Source organism: Rhodococcus sp. 14-2470-1a (assembly GCF_002259425.1).
GTDB classification, from domain to species: domain Bacteria; phylum Actinomycetota; class Actinomycetes; order Mycobacteriales; family Mycobacteriaceae; genus Rhodococcoides; species Rhodococcoides fascians_E.
The window spans coordinates 351,958-369,798 of the sequence record NZ_NPFZ01000029.1 but is presented as its reverse complement, the minus strand read 5'-3'; the positions used below and the strand labels follow the sequence as shown (position 1 = coordinate 369,798).

Genomic DNA, 17,841 nt, shown 5'->3' with positions numbered 1-17,841 from the left:
AACGGACACAACGCATTAGTAAATGGACGGTCGTCCAAGTATCTCGGTCAGTCTCAGCGAATGCACAAGCAGATGTATCTCCTTCCAACAGAGTGGGATTCCGCAGTTACCGAGTGGATCGAAATGCTGATCTCGAGCGGCGCGCCCACGACCACCATTCGACTCCGCCGCGGCCACGTCCGGATGGTCGCCCGTCGCCTCCGCAGCCAGCACCCCGGTGATGTGACGACCAAGCAGATCCTTGCGTTGGCCGCCCGTCAGAACTGGTCGAACGATCACCGCCGAGGCCTGCGGGCTTCGCTCGGTTACTTCTACGACTGGGCCCTCGATTCCGGCATTGTCGAGACGAACCCCGCGGACGGACTGCCCACCGTCAGCGAATCCAAGCCGCGGCCACGACCGGTCGGTGACCAGATGTGGATGCAGCTTTTGTCCGACGCCGACCCGCGGGAACGGCTCGCCGCCCGACTCGCCGAAGAAGCTGGGTGCCGACGTGAGGAAGCCGCCAAGGTACACACCGACGACGTCGTCGACGGATTCGACGGATACGAACTCGTCATCCACGGTAAAGGCGCCAAGCAACGTATGGTCCCGATCACCGACGAACTAGCGAGGGACATCCGGCGTGGCGCCAACGGTCACACGCCCGGACTCCCCTCGACGGGGTACCTCTTCCCCGGCTGCGTCGACGGACACATCTCAGCGGACTGGATCGGCAAGCTTGTCGGTCGACTGTTGCCTCGCGGATGGACCATGCACAAGCTGCGCCACCGCTATGCAACGACGCTGTACTACGCCACCCAGGACTACATGATCTGCAAGGAGCTGCTCGGTCACGAGAGCATGGCCACCACGCAGCGCTACATCGCAGTCACCCGCGCTCAGCTACGGGCAGCCGTCAACAAACGCGCCGCGGCAGCACCCATCGCCGCCTAACACCCAGGAGAACCGATGTCCCGCTTCCCATCACACGTGTCCATCATCGGCACAGTTACGATCGCACTGGGCGCGTTCTGGCTCTCGTTCACCGCGCTCCAGGATCTCGCCCTCAGGTCGCACGTGCCCCCATCGCAGGCATGGGTGTGGCCCCTCATCGTCGATGGACTCGTCGTCGTGGCTACCGTTGCAGTCGTTGCGCTGCGCGAGCACCGCTGGTACGCCTGGTCGCTTCTCGCGGCCGGGGCTACTCTCAGCCTCGCCTGCAACATGCTCCACGCCACCTACGCCGGAGAGCTACCCGTCGCAGTTCGCATTCTCGTCGCCAGTGTTCCCCCGCTGTGCCTGTTGGCTGTCACTCACCTGACCGTTCTGCTCACTCGCCGCGACACCTCGGCGTCGGTGGCCGCTGGAGACGGGCCCGTGGTCGTCGAGATGCAAACGGTCAAACCCGCGCCGTTGATCACCACTTTGCCAACAGCCACCAAGGAGGTCGCCGACCTCGGCGCTTCGTTTCGAGCATCGCGCGCAGCCAGCTAGCCGCCACATCGGACCGTCGAGTCTGGTACATATCGTGCATGAAATGGACACGATGCGCATCAGCCGCGGCCGCGACCCTACTTCTACTTGCGGGATGCGGCACCGGCACCAATGACGGAGGAACTGAGGGTGGGGACTCGTCGCAGGCTTCGGCGGATCCGTGGACCGAGCTGTGCGACACGTACTGCAGCGATCTCGCCTCACTCACTTCCGATTCGTTCCAGACATGCGGGAGGGCTGCCGGTGCGAGCCAGTCCGCTTGCCTCGATGCAATCACCTCCAAAATCTACGAGGTAGAAGCGGCGCTTCCAGACAACTCGCAGCCCGGGATCAGTGCGGACATCGACACGATTCGAGACACGTCGGCCGAGTACTCAGATGCAGGTTGCGACAGCGGCCGGCTCGACGGACTCGCGGGCGCAACATGCACCATCCAGTCCATCACGATCGAGAAGAGAGCACGAGGCATCTACACCGCATTGCAGGCAGCCTCGGCTCCTTCGTAATCTCAGCGGGCTGGCTGCTAGGCCACCGCCCCAAGATACGCGGCGAGGGTGTGCGAGGCGTGGGTGTCGAGGTTGCTTCGGCCCCGGTCGTAGATCGCGACGGTGGTCGAGATGTCCGCGTGGCGTGCCGCGAGCTGGACCTCGCGCAGGGGAACTCCGGCGTCGATTGCGTTCACAATCATCGAATGCCGGAATGTGTGCGGGCTGACTTTCATCGTGATCCCTGCTTTGCGGGCGACTCGTTGCACGACCTTGGTCGCTGAGGCTCTCGTCATCCTCGACCCGTCGCGCCTGCGCAGCAACACGCCGTCGGTACGTCCGGCGGCGACGACGTCGATTGCTCGCATCACCACTGCAGGCTGTGGAACGACGGCGGGTTTGTCGCCTTTGCCGATGAACGTCATGACGCGGTGGCCACGGGTGTAGCCCAGCACGTTCTGGACGTCGAGGCTGCATGCCTCGGACACTCGAAGTCCTGTGTATCCCATGATGACGACCAGTGCATAGTCGACGGGTGATGCGTCGTAGGCGGCGCGCGCTACGGCTTGCATCTCGTTTCGGTCGAGGTGCACCTTGGTGTCATTGTCGCGACGGTGCTTCGGGAGCATCAGCAGGCGTGCAGGGTTTTTCGTCACGAGGTCGTCGTCCAAGGCGATCTCGTAGAACAGTTTCAGGGTGCCGATGCGGTGACGCACTGTCGACGCGCAGTTGCCTCGGTCGTCGGCAAGGTAGCGCATGTACAGCTCGAGATGCGGGCGCCGAAGTTGGAAGATGTCGAACCCCGCGCGGTCAGCCCACAGGAGGAAGATCATCAAGTCCTGCCGATAGGCGTTGCGGGTGTTGCCATTCCAGCGACGTAGAAACGATTCGATGTACAGCTCGCGGTCGAGGGACCCGATCAGGGGATTGGTCAGCGAGGCAGCGGGCAGCACGGTACCGTCTAACACGGTCACACTCCAAGGTAAGAGTTGGATGGGTGGCAAGGCCTCGATCGGTGTTGGTAGCACCGGCCGGGGCCGCTTCTCGTTCAGGACGAGTGACCCGAGATTACACGTGAGAAGCGCGTTGCGGTTTCTTTTTCTCGAGAACTCCGGGCACACGAAAATGCCCCACTCGGAACGGATTCCGAGTGGGGCTTCTCATTCAACTGCTCCGTCTACGTCAGAGCGTCTGCTCGTCGGTGACGACCTCGCCGTCCGGGTCGGGCGCCGAACCGTCGCCGGCATCGACGTCGTCGGGGATGATGCCCTTCACTGGGGCGAGAAGTTCACGGATCGCGGCGGCGGTGTCAGCGTCCGCACCGACAGCGTCGGCAATCTTCGTTGCGGCCTGATCGACCTCGACCGCGATCGCGTCCTTGACTTCCGCAAGTGCCTTGGCGGATTCGGTTCCTACTGCCATGATGATGCTCCTTCTGCTCGATTCGATTGCTGCGAGCACGACCGCGACTGCGACCGCCGTCCCGCCTATCTGCCACCACACAGGGCGACACCTCCTCCTTGTCGAGGGGTACAACGACCGGCCGTAGACGCCAGTCAGTTCTTGGGCCACGGACGCCGCGGCCTCGATGTCCGGACGCCGGCGCCGCTACAGTCGGGGCACGGATGATCCGGCCACGTCGACGGCACCGTCCACCACCGGACCTCACCGGCTACAACGACACCCGCGCCGCGACACCACACGCATGTCTCTTTCGTCGTTGTAGTGGCGGGCACCTGATCACCCCCCAACAGTTGACGAATTCGTACGAGTGTTCGAAATATGCTACGTTGGCGTCAGCGGGACTCGGAGGGAAGCCGGGTCCCGCACTGCACGGTCATCGATGTTTGTTTGGGTGTAATATTATTACTCCCATGTGATATTATCGCCCCATGAGCAACAGTTTCGAGGCGCTGCAGGGCAGCATCGGCGACGTAGTCGAACCCTTGCACGAAGCCATGCGCGGAGCGCGTGAGGTCATGAACGATCACAGCGTGCTTGTCCGCGACGACGACCAACAATGGTTGCGGGCATGCCTACTGCGAGGTCTCGCGTATCGAAAGCTCGAAGCACTCGACCTCGGCGCATGGTCGCTCACCGGTGGCCACAAGAAGAACGGTGCAGTACACCTCGCCCACCGCGACGGATCCATGACAATCCGACTGCTCCGCGAGGCTGTAGGGAACTCGATTCCTCACGCGGGATCGAATCGCGCCCGACGGTCCTACTACCAGAACACTCCCCTGCCCGGTCTGGATCTGTTCGGGTCGCACAGCAACCTGCTCGTGCTGTGGTCCGAGCCCAACCCCGCCGAAGACTTCTGCCTTCGCATGGTCCGCCCGTTGACGACAGGGTCGTGGTTCGGCAAAAACCTGCGGACCGATATCGACATCGAGCTTCCGCGTTCTCGCACAGCTTTCACCGAGTTGCGATTCACCGTGACCGATGAGGATCTATTTTTCAGTGCCGACGATGAGCGTGACGTCGATGGTCTCAGTTGATCCCGACGGCGGTCGACTGAAGGCACTGCGTGAACTTCACGGTCTGACGCAAATCGAACTGAGCAAGCAGGTGGGGATACGGCAGTCGGTGATATCTGACATCGAGAAAGGGCGTCGGCGGCTGACACCCGACTCGGCAGTCTCGATCTCCCAGCGCCTGCGAGTTCCCCTGAGTTTCTTCGAGCAGCCGAACCGTCGAATCGAAGATGCAGCAGTGAGTTTCCGTAAGACTGCCGGCGCTTCAGCATCGTCCACGACCGCCGCGGTACGGCGACTGCTCGAAGCCGAGCGCCTGTGCTCGACTCTGCTTGATCGCTTCGACCAGCGACCGGCCGGACTACCTCTTGCACACTCCGACTTCCCCCTCTCAGGAGAAGAGCTCGAAGTCCTGGCTGCGCAAACCCGAGAAGCCCTCGGTGTCCCGCACAGTGAGCCCGTACGGCACGTCATGAGAGCACTCGAGCGATCCGGTATCGCTGTGGTGCCGCTGAGCTCCGGGGACGACGCCGTTGCCCATGCGATGGACGGTCATTCGGGCATCACCGAAGGCGTGCGACCTAACGGCACCGCAGTCGTGGGCTACGTTCCGACCACTGCCGGTGACCGACAGCGTCTCACCATTGCACACGAGCTCGGACATATCGTGTTGCACAGCGCCCGCACGGTTCCGGTTGTCAAGGAACGCGAAGCCGAGGCCATGCGGTTCGCGGGCGCGTTCCTGTACCCCGCCGAGGTCGCCACCAAGGACCTGTCCGAGACAGTCAGCCTGAACGGGTACGTACGCCTGAAGGCCCAGTGGGGCACATCGATTCAGGCGTTGATCAGGCGGGGACACGACCTCGCGTTGATTTCGCCCGCACGATACAAGTCGCTGTCGATACAGGTATCGAGCAGGGGATGGCGTAAGGAAGAGCCAGTCGAGGTCGGACAGGAGCAGCCCGCACTCATGTGGGCCCTGCTCACACGCGGGTACGGACACACTCCGTACGCGCGGGCCAGTCACGAGTTGGGCGTCGAACCCGAGTTTCTCAAGACGTGGATTCCCGAGAGGCAGAGCCCTGCCAAGAAAAGCCACGCCCCTGCCGAGCCACCAGCACGCGGCGGCGATGTCGTCGATTTCAGATCACCGCGGCAACGTCGCTGACCACCGGCAACAATTTCATGTGGTGCAACAGTTTGCCCTTATCCGTCGAACCATCCGGGATTTCCGGATGGTTCGGCGGGGACATATCGTAGTGGTTCAGATGTCCGCCGAGCAGGGACGCATCAGTCAGCGTGCCCATGCTTCGAGCCGAGCGATTGTGCCCGGATCGTCGAAGTAGTGCGACCCGTGTGCGTCGTACTCGCAGCGCTCCTGGTCACGCATCGGGTACACCTCGCAGCAGCGGCCGTTGATGCAGCGCATCTCGCGTAGGGTCTCCTTCGCAGCGACTCGCTGCTTCTCGAATGGGGCCTCGTCGGGATCGCTGACTGATACCACGCCCCAAGTGGAATTGACGCCGATCATGTTGCGGTTGAACCAACTCTCGGCATCGGCCCGGTCATGGAAGGGCCCGACGAGCCTCGGCCCCGCATCGGCTCGGTAGTCGAACTCGATCACCACTTCACTCATGGTCCATTTCCTCCAGTCGTCGTCGTGCTTCTGCCTGCCGCTCCCGCAACGCAGCCCGTTCGGCTTTCGCTTTCGCCCACGCCGCCGACTGCTCCGCTGATGGCCAGCCACCAGCCCTGCCCCAGCGTTCGATGGTGTTCACGCTGATCCCCGACACCCGAGCGACCTCACGCACCGAACCGCCAGCCACCAACGCAGCCACGACAGCGTCACGGAGTTCCTTCTCGGCAGCCACCGCACCCACCACCGCAGCACGGAGACGCTGCTCCTCGGCAGTCGGGACAACGCCTCGCTTCTGTGGAGTCACCGAATGAGTTTCGCAGCACGCAGAACTTCGCCTGCCGCCTCCACCCGATTCCATAGTGTTCGATCGTTGCCGTGCCGATCCGGGTGCGCATGTGACTGCGCGGACCGGTAGAGCCGCTGTTCGGGAAGATCCACCAGGAGTCCAGGGATCGTGGACTTGAGAAACGCGACAGCGGCTTCCACCGTCCCGAACTCCGTCGCCGCCGAGCCCTGCTGCGGAAGCGCCTTCCATCCGGTGTACTGCTCGCCGCGCTTGGTGACGCCGTACCGCTCCATCTTCCGGAGCGCTTCCATCGACAGTGCGATGCCGCGGATGTTGTCCTGCCACGTCGTGAACGTGTCGCACGGCCAGGAGAGCGGACCGGCCTTCGAGCCGAGGGAGAGGATCACGCCGGGGTGCTCGGGCTTGGCCTGCGCCCTGGGGTAGCCGTCGATGCGGAAGTCCTTCTCCGTCATCGCCACCTGCAGCACGATGTCCGTGCCGCCGATCGCCCGGAGCTCGCGGCCGAGGAGTTCGACCGTCGAGGACCAGGCCGTCGAGAAGTTCGACACCTTGCGGTCGCGGGTGAGTTCACCCGGCCACTGCTCGATCGGGCGAACGGTCATATCCGAGGGCCATTGCATGCCCACACTCTACCGCTCATGCGTCCCCACCGTGGGGACAAACTTGACGCGGTCGAAGTGACGCTGGCGAACGGACGCCAACTGCTCGTCGGTCAACATTGCCGCCATGTCGGCTGCCACCAAGCGCCACTGGCGCTCGGGGACTTCCACGGGATGACCCGGAGAGATCGCGACGTCGAGGCGATCGAGCGCTTCAGTCTGCTCGGCAACCTCCCCGTCGTCCATTCGAGGCCTGACCTCATCGCATTCGTAGCACCCGGACTGTTGCCGGATCTCGTCCGAGTAGCCATCTATGTGGTCGCACATGAAGTCAATTGTCCTCTCGTCAAGCCGAATGCGCATTGGCCGCTACGCGATCCCGTAGAGAGTCTTCATGTAGGCCATCGTGTTCGCACGCTCAGTCTGCGTGAGTACTCGACTGAACAAGGACTCATCGGCGATCTCGCCGTCGAGCTGTCCGTTGACTCCCGGTGCACTGCCGTACTGCGCGCCCCACCTACGGCCAACGATCGCGCCCAGTGGATGACCTGTAGCCGTCGTTTCCGCCGCGCCTGGTGTGAGTATCGTCGCCGTGCCGTCTGCCGCCGTGGTGAGGACCGCGACTGTGTACTTCCCCAGCACGTTCTCGGTGCCAGTGGCATTAACTGACGACCCGCCATTCGCCACTGACGTCTGACGTACCGTTCCAGTGAGGTTCACCCCGAGAGTTTGATAAGACGAGGGTGTCGGAGTGAGTGAGGGCGAGAGAACCTTGGGGTAGTTACCCGCATTTACGGCCACGTCGCGAATCTTGAAGACGACAACGACGGATCTCGGTGCCCCTTCCGGGATCAGTACCGGTGCGGTTCCCGGATCGGTGGTGGTCGACAGCCAAGAGTCAGTGTTCGGGAACACCAGCGATGCGTGTCCGTTCGGTCCCGCATGCTTCAGCGTCGGGTACGTGCCCGACGCTGGCTTCTGGTCGATTGTGATTGGAGCCGACCCAGCCTGCGCGGTCAGCGACGACACCGTCCCGCCGTCCGCGACAGTAGCCTTGAGGTAATCCGCATTGAGCCGATACAGGAAGTCGGCTGGCATCGTCGGCGCGACCGGGGCTGTAGCCGGGATGCTCGCCCACCCGAGTGCGTTGAGCTTCGGGACGACGACGTTCTCGATGAACGCCGTGTTCGCGGCAGGGGTCATGTGTGTGCCGTCCGACGACAGCGACGGCGGCAGGTTGCCGAGCGCCTGCTGCGCGAGGTCCGTCGAGTTCGGCGTGACCCCGGTGTGCGTCCAGATGTCCGCGCCCGTCACGTACGCCTGCAGATCGACGTACCGTGCACCGTAGGTGGCGTAGTAGGCGTTCAGTTGCAGCACGTCGCGGCGCAGATCGGACACCTCGGCGGTGTTCGGATTGACGTAGTGCCCGATGAGCAGCACGTGCTTGCCGAGCCCCGAGAGGTACTTGTAGACCCGTGTGGTTTCGGCGATGAGATCGGCCATCGTCAGATACCCAGCCGTGCCGTTGGCTGCGGTGTCGTTCTTGCCGACGTTGAGCAGCGTCACCGATGCGCGGTGCGCGGGACCAGCGTCGGGCACGAACGCCGTACCGGCAGGCACGGGCGTTTCGGAGCCGTTCGCGGTGCGGGTGAAGGTGAAGGTGTTGTTGCCGACCGCATTCTTCGCGAGTGTTCCCGCGACCCCGGCGAGGGTGCCGGGGATGCTTATGATCGGCGCGGTGGACCGCATGTTCGAGCAGGTCACATCAACGGAACCGGTAGCCGGGATCGTCGCAGCGTTGATGAGCGCGGGACGGGTGCCGACGCGGGCGAGAATGTTTGCCGCCGACTGTCCGCCGACGCCGCCGTTGTAGTAGGCCAGGCCGCCTGCGCGGGCGACTGCGACGACGAGAGCATCGCGGAATCCCTGCATGGACGAGCTGCCCCACCCGGCGATCTCGGCGAAGTTCGTGGCCTCGGGCATCGGTGCGAGGGAGCCGTCGCCAGGCACGAAGTAGCGTGCGCCGCCCTGCTCGTAGCCGACGAAGCCGTTGATGGCGCGGGGGTTGGAGATGCCCGCTGCGGAGGCGAGGAGCTTGCGGGCACCGGTCTTGCTGCTCGTCGAGTACAGGGCTGTCGAGGTGACCTCGGGAACCCACACTTCCGACGAGCCGATCTCGGTCTTGAGCGCGTACATCGACGCCGCTTCGGTCTTGTCCAGCTTCGGTGTCACGGCAGCGGACACAATGGACGGTGTCGCGACGACGGGTGTCCACAGAGCTTGCTCGGTAGCGTCGTACGCCGGTCGGCTCGTGCCGTTCGCGTTGCGGGTGATCGAGACGCCGTTCGCAGCCACAACCTGCCCTGCGGTGTACGCCGTGGACGCCTGCCAAACGGGGACATAATGTGTGTCGAGTTTCCCTTTCACCGATGCCGGGAGATTGTTGTTCTCGTCGACCGTGACGATCGCACGCGCCATGTCACACACCTACCTTCATGTAGTCCAACATCAAATCGGCCATGGCTTCGTCGCCGGCCGCAGAGAAATGCACACCATCGGCGACGTACAGTCCCGGCACCGACAGAGCGATACGCGGATCGGTCCGCACATCCAGAACACGCGCACCGATCGACGACGCATTCGCCACGATCAGATTCGTCAACGCAGAAAACTCCGCCGCCGGATTCGGACGCATCACGAACACGACCTCACAGTCCGGCGCCACCGACTTCACCTCGAGCGCCGCACCGCCCATGCTTTCCATCGTCTGCTGCGGTGTCTTGCCGCCCGCCGACAGATCGTTCGAGCCGAGCACCACCACCGCGACATCCGGGGCGTACGCCGCGATCAACGGCTTGGTCGAGAACGCCGGGTTCTGCAGCCACGAATGAACCTCCGCCGCCTGAATGGCGGCCTGAGCGAGATTGAGCATCCGCACACCGGAGGCCTCGTCACCGACATACTCGTAGATCCCCAGCAGCGCGAAGCCGACCGGGGCAGGAGAGCTCGCGCCGACGAGCCGCACCCACGCACCCGGATTCGTGACGCGGGTGACCTTCCGATCGCCCGTGGAGTCGAATGTGGTGTTCGCCGCGGAGTTGGCGCACGTCACCTGAATCAGGCCGCCGTACCCGGTGGTCACCAGATCCACCGACGACGTTCCCGGTGACAACGGATACTCCACGTCGTAGACGTTCGTGCCATGGCCTTGCTGCAACCACAATGATCCCGGGATCCCGATCTGGAAGTTCAGTTCGTCCATCTCGGTGTAGTTCACCGGGCGTCGGACCGTGGTGTCGTAGTCGTAGCCACCGGGCCACGTCGGAGGTGACGGTGGGATCCACCCGACACCACCGGCAGGCAATGTCAGCTGCGCACGTAGTTTCCGGGCGAGACGGTTCGGCCACGTGTCCGCCCACCGCGTCGAGCCACCGTTGACGCCGCCGCCGACGAAACTGTCCGACGTCGAATCCGACAACACCATCAGCCGGAGTGCAGACGTCGACGCCGCCAACGCGGCAGACTTGTAGGCCGGGCTCGCGGCCGCCAGCGCCCCATCCACGCCAGCGGCCGCACTGCTAAAAAAATAGAGACCCGACCTGTTCGGATCCTCGGTCACCGCTACCGCGTCCTCGACTTTGCTGCGGAGCGCCGGGACCAGCTTCGTCGCGTCGATCGACTCGTCCGCTACTTCACCGGCAGACGGCAACGGAACAGGGACGCCGACCGGAACTTCCGTGCCGCCCGGGCCGGCGGCGTAGAACTGGATGCCGTCCTCGACGACCTCGACACCGGTGATCGAGAACCCGCGCGGGCCCTGCACCACACCCGTGCCCGACCCGGGCACGTTCACCGGCTGCACCGTCGTCAGATCCACGACGGTCGGGTTGCGGCCATCGACGAGCGGCGCGGCCGGGTCGTAGACCGGGAGCGCGAACGAGAACTGCTTGCGGGTGATCTGATTGCCGTTGAGGCGCAACTGGAACGAGACCTGCCACTTCCAGTTCGTCGGATTCAGCGCATCCGTCGGCGCGAGAAGCATCACGTACGGCAGACCACGATGAGTCAACCGTCCGTTCGCATACGTCACCTCGACCGGCTGCACCGAGAACCACCGCGGCAGATCCGGAACACGGATCCCACCCGAAGTGTCGGTGAGCACCGGCTCGAACTTCGCGGTCCCGGTCAACGCGACGTCGTCGGGCAGGTCGTCGTTGTCGAGGCCGTCCATGACGAGACCACCGATCCAATCCTCAACCCGGCCGTACTGCAATGGAGATGTCATGCCGCCGTTCCCTTCTGCTCAACTGGGTAGCCGAGCTCGCTGAGCCCTTCCTCGTGAGCCGTGCCGTCGACGAACCGCGCGAGTACCCACCAGCGTCCGGTCTCGGGGTGTGGTCTGGTGCCGCCTGTGTCGGTGGCCGCGAAGATCGTCGTTCCCCTCTGCGCGTGCAGTTCCGTCGAGACGCACACCGCGACGTGCCCGACGTCGTCGACGGGTTCGGACAGGCGGTACAGGTGGGTGGTCTGCTGCCATGACGTCATATCGGATTGCAGCAGCGTCGCTGTCTTCATCGGTATCCTCGCTTCAATGGAGATCGAGTTGGGGTTCACGGAGATGAACTGCATGGAGTGCGGCGAAGTCATCTACCGGGGACGACATCTCGCCGACGCGGATCAGGTCGCACTCGGGACCGCCCACGACGTCGCCTGCGGACGGCCTCACTTGTAGCTGGTGATGAAGATGGCACCGTCGCCACCGTTGCCGCCGTTGCCTGCGAAACCGAACGTGGCGAACGCTCCGCCACCGCCACCGGGGCCACCGGGGACAGCACCGTTACCGCCGCGACCACCATTACCGGTGCCGGACTTGCGCGCACCGCCACCACCGCCAGTTCCATACTCAGCGAGGGTGTTCGGGGAAGGCCGGTTGCCGTCGCCACCAGCCATGCCGCCTGTACCGGTGCCCCCGGCGCCGCCATTCGCGAATCCGTGCCCGGATCCAGCCTTGGCGGCGATCTCGGCGTTGCTGAACGTGTAGCCGCCGTCTCCGCCGCGCAGTGCTTTACGGGTCTGGCCGAATCCGTATGCGGTCGGAAGTGCGCCACCTGCAGACCCATACGATCCAAAATCGGTCTGGCCGCCTGCAGCTCCCGGTTGACCGTCAGCGGTCGCGCCCAGACCGCCCAGACCGATAACGCAGTTGACGGTGGCAGGCAGGTCGGAGTCAAAGAATTCGAAGTCGTTGCGACCACCCGCATACCCCCCGATGCCGTAACTGCTAACCGAACCGTTGGATCGACCACCTCCGGATGCGGCGCCGATGACCACCACCACATGCCGCGAATAGCCGACCGGCTTCGTCCACACACCGTCCTGAAAAAACGACGCACGGACAGCCGAAGCTCCACCGTTACCGTTCGCAACCTCCTCGATACGGTTCGTCAAAGTCGTGACGGCAGTATCAAGGTTCTGCTGCACAGTGCCGACCACAGTTGTGGCAGTCTCGGCTGTCTGCTGTGCGGTCTCTGCTTTGTCCGTAGCTGCCTGGATGGCAGTCAGGTCGACACCGCGGATCGCCAACTGCGTCAGACCCGCCGAAAACTGCGGCTTCGCACCGAAAAACCCCGTCCACGTCATGCACGAAAACATCGAATACCGGTGATTACCGTCGATCGGGAAAGACGACACATCGGTGTGATCGATCAACTCGACACCATCAACGATCACGACATAGCGGGTGCCGACCATACGAAGTTCGATGGTCGACGAAAAGTTGTAGGACCGTTCGGTGTTCGCCCGCCACTGCGTCCGAGTCAACGTGTTGCCGTTGCGGGTGAACCGACCGATCTCGCAGTGCGGCAAAGTGTTACCGTCCGCACCCCAGAAATCGACGTACACACCCTCCGTACCAGCCGCGTTGCAGCGACCGTACAGCGTAGTCCGCGCCTTACCCGCAATCTTCCCGGTCTTCGACAACGGATGCACAATCGCGAGCACCGAGTAGTCACTCGACGACGCCGCCTGCGGACAAAACGCCCACCGCGTCCCATCATCAGGTAGCAACCCACCCTGATTGATCTGCGCAGCCTGATCGATCAGCTCGAGTGGCTGACCGGACCCGAACTGCACCCACACCGGAATTGACCCCGGATTCGGCGAACCCAGCGTCGAAGAGTTGATGCGGTTGAAGTTGTCGACGTACTCCGCGCCCGTCGCCATCTTCGACTCCAACGACCCGATCCGCGCCGACAACCCCGCCGTCAACACCTGCGCCGTGTACTCCCGATCCTGCGCATCCGGGGTGTTCTCGAAACCCTGATCCCCAGCCAGCACGGCACCGAGTTCACGCAAAGCTTCAGAGCTACCGATGCTGATGCCCTTCGGCTTGTCCTGGTCCTTGCCCGAGTAGCCGATGTTCGGTTTGCCGGGTTCGAAGTACTCGGCCACCTAGACCACCACAGGTACAGGACGAACCCGTAGGAACGCGCGCTCTTTGCGGGTCTCCAACCGTGTCTGCGCGGACGACTCGATCTTCTGCGCAATCAGGTAGATGTTCACCGCGGTGTTCGCCGGGACGATCGTCGACGACGCCGACGGTGTCGCGGTTGTCTCGTCCGTCGCACGCACCAGGGTCCGCGGAATCCACTGGCCGGTGAACGCGCTGATCGCCGCAGCCGGGCCGCGGCCGAGGAGCGGTCCCGACAATGCACCGAGGCGGCACTCGAGGTCGATGCGGACGTTGGCGGAGGTGAAGAACTCGACCATGCCGTCGACCTCCGGCTCCCACGCGAACGGCTGCGCCGGGATCGCCATCGCGACGATCTGGATGAACTCACCCGCCCACCCGTTGCCGGTGTTCACTGCGAGCCAGTCGTTGGCTGACCCGGCCTTCTTGTAGACACCGGGTGACTGGTGGACTTTGCGCGGGCCCCACTTGCCGTCGGAACGCTTCGCGAGGACGTCGCCGGTGACAGCGTCGGTGCCACCGTCCTCGTAGTCGGTCGCCGCTTCGACGGCGGCGGCGGGACCAGGGACCAGGGACGGATCACCCTTGTCGCCCTTGCGCAAGATGAAGTCCGCGGCGTACGCGCCCGGCGAGACCTCCTCGAACGTGACGGACCCGTTGCCGGTGTCGGTCGACGTCGTCGACCGGACATCGAGGGTCGGGATGGCCCCGGTGTTTCCTTTGTCCCCGAGGTAATTCGGGAGGGTCTCGAACTTGATCGGCCCGCCCGGGTATTCCTCGACCACCATCTTCAGGTCGCGTGATCCGTCGACGATCCACGCGTGACCGATCCAGTCGCGATCGAGCGATCCGATCGTCGGGATGTCGCCCGGCACACCGGCACGGTGGATCTGGGGAGGCGTGCCGTCGCGGCCAGGTTTACCGTCGTCGCCCTTGTAGGCGAGAACGTCGACGTCCATGTTGCCGGCCTCGATCTCGGCGACACCCCGGCCGGTGGTGCGGATGTTCCATTGATCGTGCAGGCGAAGCCGCAGCGTCATCGGCAGCGAGAAGTTGAATCCAGCCATGAAATGCCTCTCATCGAATGCGCCTCAAACAGGCGCAGGGAAACGACGGTTCAGAATCGGGGGCGCTGCGGCGGCGGGGGAAGCATCGGACCGCCGTTCTGCCTGCACTTCTCGACGACGATCAACTCCCAGTCGACCTGTTCGCCGATGAAGGCCTCCATCTTTCCCATGCGGATCGACATCTCATCGACCTGCTGTTTGTACGGGAGGACGAGCGTGAGCGCGGCCGCGGACAACGTTGCCGCTCCGGTCGCGTCGTTGTTCTTGGCTTCGGAGTTGGTCTTGCGGTTCTCGGCCGTGAGCTTCCACAGCTGCGAACCCAGTAACGCCACGGCCAACGGAGTGATCACGCCCAGCACCCGCACGACCGTGTCGATGTAGTTCATCGTTCGGCCTCGCTCTCTCCCAACGCGGGAGGGTCGGCGGGCTTGGGTGAGACCAGGGCGCGGGACATGCGCCGGAGATCGAGGATGATCTCGATCACCCGCCACGAGGAGGCGACCAGAACCGACGTGCCGATAGATCCCGCCACGATGGCCTGCACCCCCAACGCGAACGCGGCGATGCCGTAGCCGAACCACAACACTCCGATGATCACCAACGCCGTTACCTCAGCGCGGCATTCGTGACGGATCTGCTCGGCAGTGCGTTGCCGCCGCGACGCTCGAACTGCAATGAAGCCGCCAAGCCCGCCGAGGCCCATGATCGCGAAATAGAGGTTGCTCCCCGTCGGCCACGCCCGATCCAAGGCTGTGGAGATCTCGAACGGTGTGACGACAGCGAGGGCACCGATCCACCCCGACAGTACGAACGTCACCTTCTCGAATGCTCCGGCTCTGCGGACGACGAGAGGCTGCATCTACTGGTCCCTTCGTTGGGATGTCCGTGGACGGGCCACCCAGTCGCGCAGCTGGCGTGCGTTCCGGAGAAGCGCTTTGGCCACTCGTTTACGCGAGCAGGCGACGGCAGCATGGACATGGAGCCATGCAACCCAGGTGTAGACGACAATGCCTGTGAGCCCTGCGGTTTCCAGTTCGCGCGCGGCATCGAGAACAGCGAGTGCAAACAATCCGTATCCGGTCGCCGCGGCCATGTAGGCATGAAACAGAACACGACTCGATCTCGATGCCGCGAAGAGAAACACCGATAGAACGAGAAAACCTATCCCCCAAACAATCTCGCCGCCAGTCTCGCGGACCGTCGTGTACGACGGTCCGCCGATCCGGTCGGGTCCCCCGACGAGGAATGCACCGCCGAGGAAGAATGCAAGAACGGCGGCTTTGAATGCCGGCAGGTAATTCCCCTGCACCCTCTCCACGGCTATACCTTCGGCGGCTTGATACCGAGGGCGTTCTGCAGATACCCGACGACTGCGGTACCGAACGCGCCGGCGCCGAGGGTCAGCGCCAACTTCCAATCCGACAGATCCGTAATGTCGAAACCCGTCGACGACACAGCCTGAACGACAGCTGTCACCGCCGATGTCAACGCCGCGAACACCAGCCCCTGCAGGAGGGTGCGCAGTGCACGCGATTTCGCCTGCGTCTTGATCCACCCGATCGGATCGAAGTCGCCGTCCTCTGTGATCACCGCCCCGGCAGGGATACCGGCGAACAGTTCGTCCATCCGCGCTCTGCCTTCGGCTTCCCACTGATCGAACAAGGCCTCGCCGCGCGAGCGGGCTGTGTCGACCTCTGCGTTCAACTGAGCGATCGCGCCCTCGAAACGTTTGGACACCTCGGCGAGGACGTTGTCGGTGATGATCTCGATCGCGTTCTTGGTCATCGCTACTTCCCGATCTTCGCGAGCACAGCCTTCGCGCCGGCATCGCCCTTGTCGGCTTCGCGTTTGACGAGTGCGATCGCCTCCGCATCTCCGTTCAGAGCTTTCTGCTCGGTGCGCATCTCGTGGATCGCCGCGTCAGTCCACAGGATGTATGCGGCGAGTGTTCCGATCGGTTCGTCGCTGCTGCGGTACTTCGACCGCGACGGGAATTCCTTGCTCAGTTCTTCGTCTGCCCAGCCCATCTCGACTCCTTCGGTTGGTAGCAACGCGTCGCCGAGCCGGAGAGCTCGGTCGTATCGGGCCTGCCGGTCCGGCATGCCATTCGGTGTATCGACCCAGCCGTTCACGCAGCGTGAGACAGCGAGGATGTCGCCGGCGTCGGCGAAGGCATTGATCCGACCAGCACGTGGTCCGCCGCGCAGCCAATACCAGGAGGCTGCAAGGAATCCCCATCGCGGTTGCTCCACGAGCTCGGGGGAAGCGACGAATAGCTCTGCGTTGTCGACGTAGCCGGCGCCCTGGCACCACTGACCGAACTTGCGGTAGTTGCTCTCCCAGGTCAGTTGGATAGGTCCGCGGCCACGGTAGCGGGTGCGGTCCCACGACCACGAGGGATTCGACCGTTCGATCTCGGCCATGTAGCGCAGGCCCGCGGACTCGTGTCCGATCTGACTGCACCACGCCGCAGCGCGGCGCACCGTGTCGATCTGTGCTGCGCGCATAGCTTCTTCGAAATGCGGGAGATACTCGGTGATCACCGAATCCAGGACGTACGTTTCCTGCATGGCGCGGCGCAGGGTGCCGGCGTCCATCAGATCGCCTCGGTGCGCATCTCGTGGATCGCGGCGTCGGTCCACAGCAGGAAGTCCGCGAGGGTGCCGATCGCGTCGTCGTTGGTTCGGTACTTCGACCGGGACTGAAAGCGCTTCGAGAGTTCGATGTCTGCTGGTGATCGTGTGTCGACCGGCGGTGCGGGTTGGATCGGTGCGACACGCGGAGTTGCGGTGTAGCCCTTGCCTGCGATGCAACTCGCGAGCTGATCGACGTTCATCCAGTACGAGTACGGGCGGAAGCCGGAGTCGGCGACGAACACTTCCCGGGTGTCGGGGTTGCATCCGACGACGGTGAAGTAGTGGTACACCATCCCGCCGCCGTAGGCGACTCGCTCACCGCGGGTACCCCGTGGATAATTCGACGGCGGCACGACGACGTTCACCACGACGGCGTAGCCGCCGAGGATCGAAGCCTTCACATCGGACCACAGCAGCTCGCGCTGAGCCTGGGTCGCATCGTTGCCGGGGATCTGGCGGGTGATGTAGTCCGCCGGGACGTTTCGGTTCAGCAGGTCGGTGATCAGCCCAATGTGATTCGTGCCGTTGCGGGTGGTGCCCAACTGCCGCGCGAGATCCGCTTCGGTCGAACCGATGCCGCGGACGTCGAGGGCGACCTGACACGACGCCGGTCCGCACCAATAGCCGGTCTCTTGCGGGATGATCGAAACATTGTGCGGTAGAACGATGTCGCCCACGGCGACTCC

The 17,841-nt window shown here is 63.8% G+C and carries 23 protein-coding genes; 5 read left to right on the top strand and 18 right to left on the bottom strand.

The genetic code is table 11. From position 1 onward, the window contains the following. The first annotated feature begins 60 nt into the window (after positions 1-60). The gene (locus CH292_RS19470; RefSeq protein WP_179278013.1) at positions 61-936 is read left to right on the top strand and encodes a tyrosine-type recombinase/integrase; all 876 of its coding nucleotides are present in this window, start codon (positions 61-63) and stop codon (positions 934-936) included. Positions 937-951: 15 nt separating this feature from the next. Next, the gene (locus CH292_RS19465) at positions 952-1,476 is read left to right on the top strand and encodes a DUF2637 domain-containing protein (RefSeq protein WP_094655518.1); all 525 of its coding nucleotides are present in this window, start codon (positions 952-954) and stop codon (positions 1,474-1,476) included. Positions 1,477-1,999: 523 nt separating this feature from the next. On the opposite strand, the gene CH292_RS19455 is transcribed toward CH292_RS19465, so the two are convergent. Next, positions 2,000-2,935 carry a tyrosine-type recombinase/integrase gene (locus CH292_RS19455; RefSeq protein ID WP_094655516.1) on the bottom strand — a complete coding sequence of 312 codons (936 nt, stop codon included), beginning with the start codon at positions 2,933-2,935 and terminating at the stop codon, positions 2,000-2,002. 208 nt (positions 2,936-3,143) lie between these two features. Continuing rightward, positions 3,144-3,383, bottom strand: coding sequence for a hypothetical protein (locus CH292_RS19450; RefSeq protein WP_143545782.1), 240 nt, complete (start codon positions 3,381-3,383; stop codon positions 3,144-3,146). 470 nt (positions 3,384-3,853) lie between these two features. Between CH292_RS19450 and CH292_RS19445 the strand changes: the two genes are divergently transcribed. Continuing rightward, positions 3,854-4,462 carry a hypothetical protein gene (locus CH292_RS19445; protein ID WP_094655514.1) on the top strand — a complete coding sequence of 203 codons (609 nt, stop codon included), beginning with the start codon at positions 3,854-3,856 and terminating at the stop codon, positions 4,460-4,462. Then, positions 4,449-5,606: an XRE family transcriptional regulator gene (locus CH292_RS19440; RefSeq protein ID WP_179278012.1), complete on the top strand. Its 1,158-nt coding sequence runs from the start codon at positions 4,449-4,451 to the stop codon at positions 5,604-5,606. Before CH292_RS19445 ends, CH292_RS19440 begins: the two co-directional genes overlap by 14 nt. Here CH292_RS19440 and CH292_RS28970 read toward each other — a convergent pair. The 8 genes from CH292_RS28970 to CH292_RS19405 form a co-directional block, all read right to left on the bottom strand. Continuing rightward, a complete protein-coding gene (locus CH292_RS28970; RefSeq protein ID WP_179278011.1) occupies positions 5,581-5,745 on the bottom strand; it encodes a hypothetical protein in 165 nt (54 codons plus the stop codon). The two genes, CH292_RS19440 and CH292_RS28970, sit on opposite strands and share 26 nt — an antisense overlap. Then, entirely contained in the window at positions 5,733-6,074 is a 342-nt protein-coding gene (locus CH292_RS19435; protein ID WP_143545781.1) for a hypothetical protein, read from the bottom strand. The genes CH292_RS28970 and CH292_RS19435 overlap by 13 nt, the downstream gene beginning before the upstream one ends. Next, positions 6,067-6,381, bottom strand: a complete 315-nt coding sequence (locus CH292_RS19430; RefSeq protein ID WP_094655511.1) for a hypothetical protein — start codon at positions 6,379-6,381, stop codon at positions 6,067-6,069. Before CH292_RS19430 ends, CH292_RS19435 begins: the two co-directional genes overlap by 8 nt. Beyond that, a complete protein-coding gene (locus CH292_RS19425; protein ID WP_094655510.1) occupies positions 6,378-7,004 on the bottom strand; it encodes a hypothetical protein in 627 nt (208 codons plus the stop codon). Before CH292_RS19425 ends, CH292_RS19430 begins: the two co-directional genes overlap by 4 nt. A gap of 9 nt (positions 7,005-7,013) precedes the next feature. Further along, positions 7,014-7,229: a hypothetical protein gene (locus CH292_RS28655; protein ID WP_143545780.1), complete on the bottom strand. Its 216-nt coding sequence runs from the start codon at positions 7,227-7,229 to the stop codon at positions 7,014-7,016. Positions 7,230-7,352: 123 nt separating this feature from the next. After that, entirely contained in the window at positions 7,353-9,461 is a 2,109-nt protein-coding gene (locus CH292_RS19415) for a hypothetical protein (protein WP_094655508.1), read from the bottom strand. A gap of 1 nt (position 9,462) precedes the next feature. Further along, positions 9,463-11,268 (bottom strand): SGNH/GDSL hydrolase family protein, encoded by a 1,806-nt coding sequence (locus tag CH292_RS19410; protein ID WP_143545779.1) that lies wholly within the window; start codon positions 11,266-11,268, stop codon positions 9,463-9,465. Next, positions 11,265-11,558, bottom strand: coding sequence for a hypothetical protein (locus tag CH292_RS19405; protein WP_094655506.1), 294 nt, complete (start codon positions 11,556-11,558; stop codon positions 11,265-11,267). Before CH292_RS19405 ends, CH292_RS19410 begins: the two co-directional genes overlap by 4 nt. 16 nt (positions 11,559-11,574) lie before the next feature. Between CH292_RS19405 and CH292_RS28965 the strand changes: the two genes are divergently transcribed. After that, positions 11,575-11,715, top strand: a complete 141-nt coding sequence (locus tag CH292_RS28965; RefSeq protein ID WP_179278010.1) for a hypothetical protein — start codon at positions 11,575-11,577, stop codon at positions 11,713-11,715. On the opposite strand, the gene CH292_RS19400 is transcribed toward CH292_RS28965, so the two are convergent. From CH292_RS19400 to CH292_RS19365, 8 genes are read right to left on the bottom strand one after another with little or no spacing between them, the layout of a single operon-like run. Continuing rightward, positions 11,706-13,433 carry a hypothetical protein gene (locus tag CH292_RS19400; protein ID WP_094655505.1) on the bottom strand — a complete coding sequence of 576 codons (1,728 nt, stop codon included), beginning with the start codon at positions 13,431-13,433 and terminating at the stop codon, positions 11,706-11,708. The two genes, CH292_RS28965 and CH292_RS19400, sit on opposite strands and share 10 nt — an antisense overlap. Further along, positions 13,434-14,519, bottom strand: coding sequence for a hypothetical protein (locus tag CH292_RS19395; protein WP_094655504.1), 1,086 nt, complete (start codon positions 14,517-14,519; stop codon positions 13,434-13,436). It abuts the gene before it with no gap. Between the two features lie 50 nt (positions 14,520-14,569). Further along, the gene (locus tag CH292_RS19390) at positions 14,570-14,905 is read right to left on the bottom strand and encodes a hypothetical protein (protein WP_094655503.1); all 336 of its coding nucleotides are present in this window, start codon (positions 14,903-14,905) and stop codon (positions 14,570-14,572) included. Further along, complete coding sequence (locus tag CH292_RS19385) at positions 14,902-15,378, bottom strand: hypothetical protein (RefSeq protein ID WP_094655502.1); 477 nt, start codon at positions 15,376-15,378, stop codon at positions 14,902-14,904. The genes CH292_RS19390 and CH292_RS19385 overlap by 4 nt, the downstream gene beginning before the upstream one ends. Beyond that, positions 15,379-15,837, bottom strand: coding sequence for a hypothetical protein (locus CH292_RS19380; RefSeq protein WP_094655501.1), 459 nt, complete (start codon positions 15,835-15,837; stop codon positions 15,379-15,381). Positions 15,838-15,839: 2 nt separating this feature from the next. Beyond that, on the bottom strand, positions 15,840-16,304 hold the full coding sequence (locus tag CH292_RS19375) for a hypothetical protein (RefSeq protein ID WP_094655500.1): 465 nt from the start codon (positions 16,302-16,304) through the stop codon (positions 15,840-15,842). A 2-nt stretch (positions 16,305-16,306) separates the two neighbouring features. Continuing rightward, a complete protein-coding gene (locus tag CH292_RS19370) occupies positions 16,307-17,116 on the bottom strand; it encodes a glycoside hydrolase family 19 protein (RefSeq protein WP_143545778.1) in 810 nt (269 codons plus the stop codon). Continuing rightward, positions 17,116-17,832: a C39 family peptidase gene (locus CH292_RS19365; protein WP_094655499.1), complete on the bottom strand. Its 717-nt coding sequence runs from the start codon at positions 17,830-17,832 to the stop codon at positions 17,116-17,118. The genes CH292_RS19370 and CH292_RS19365 overlap by 1 nt, the downstream gene beginning before the upstream one ends. Positions 17,833-17,841: the final 9 nt, after the last annotated feature.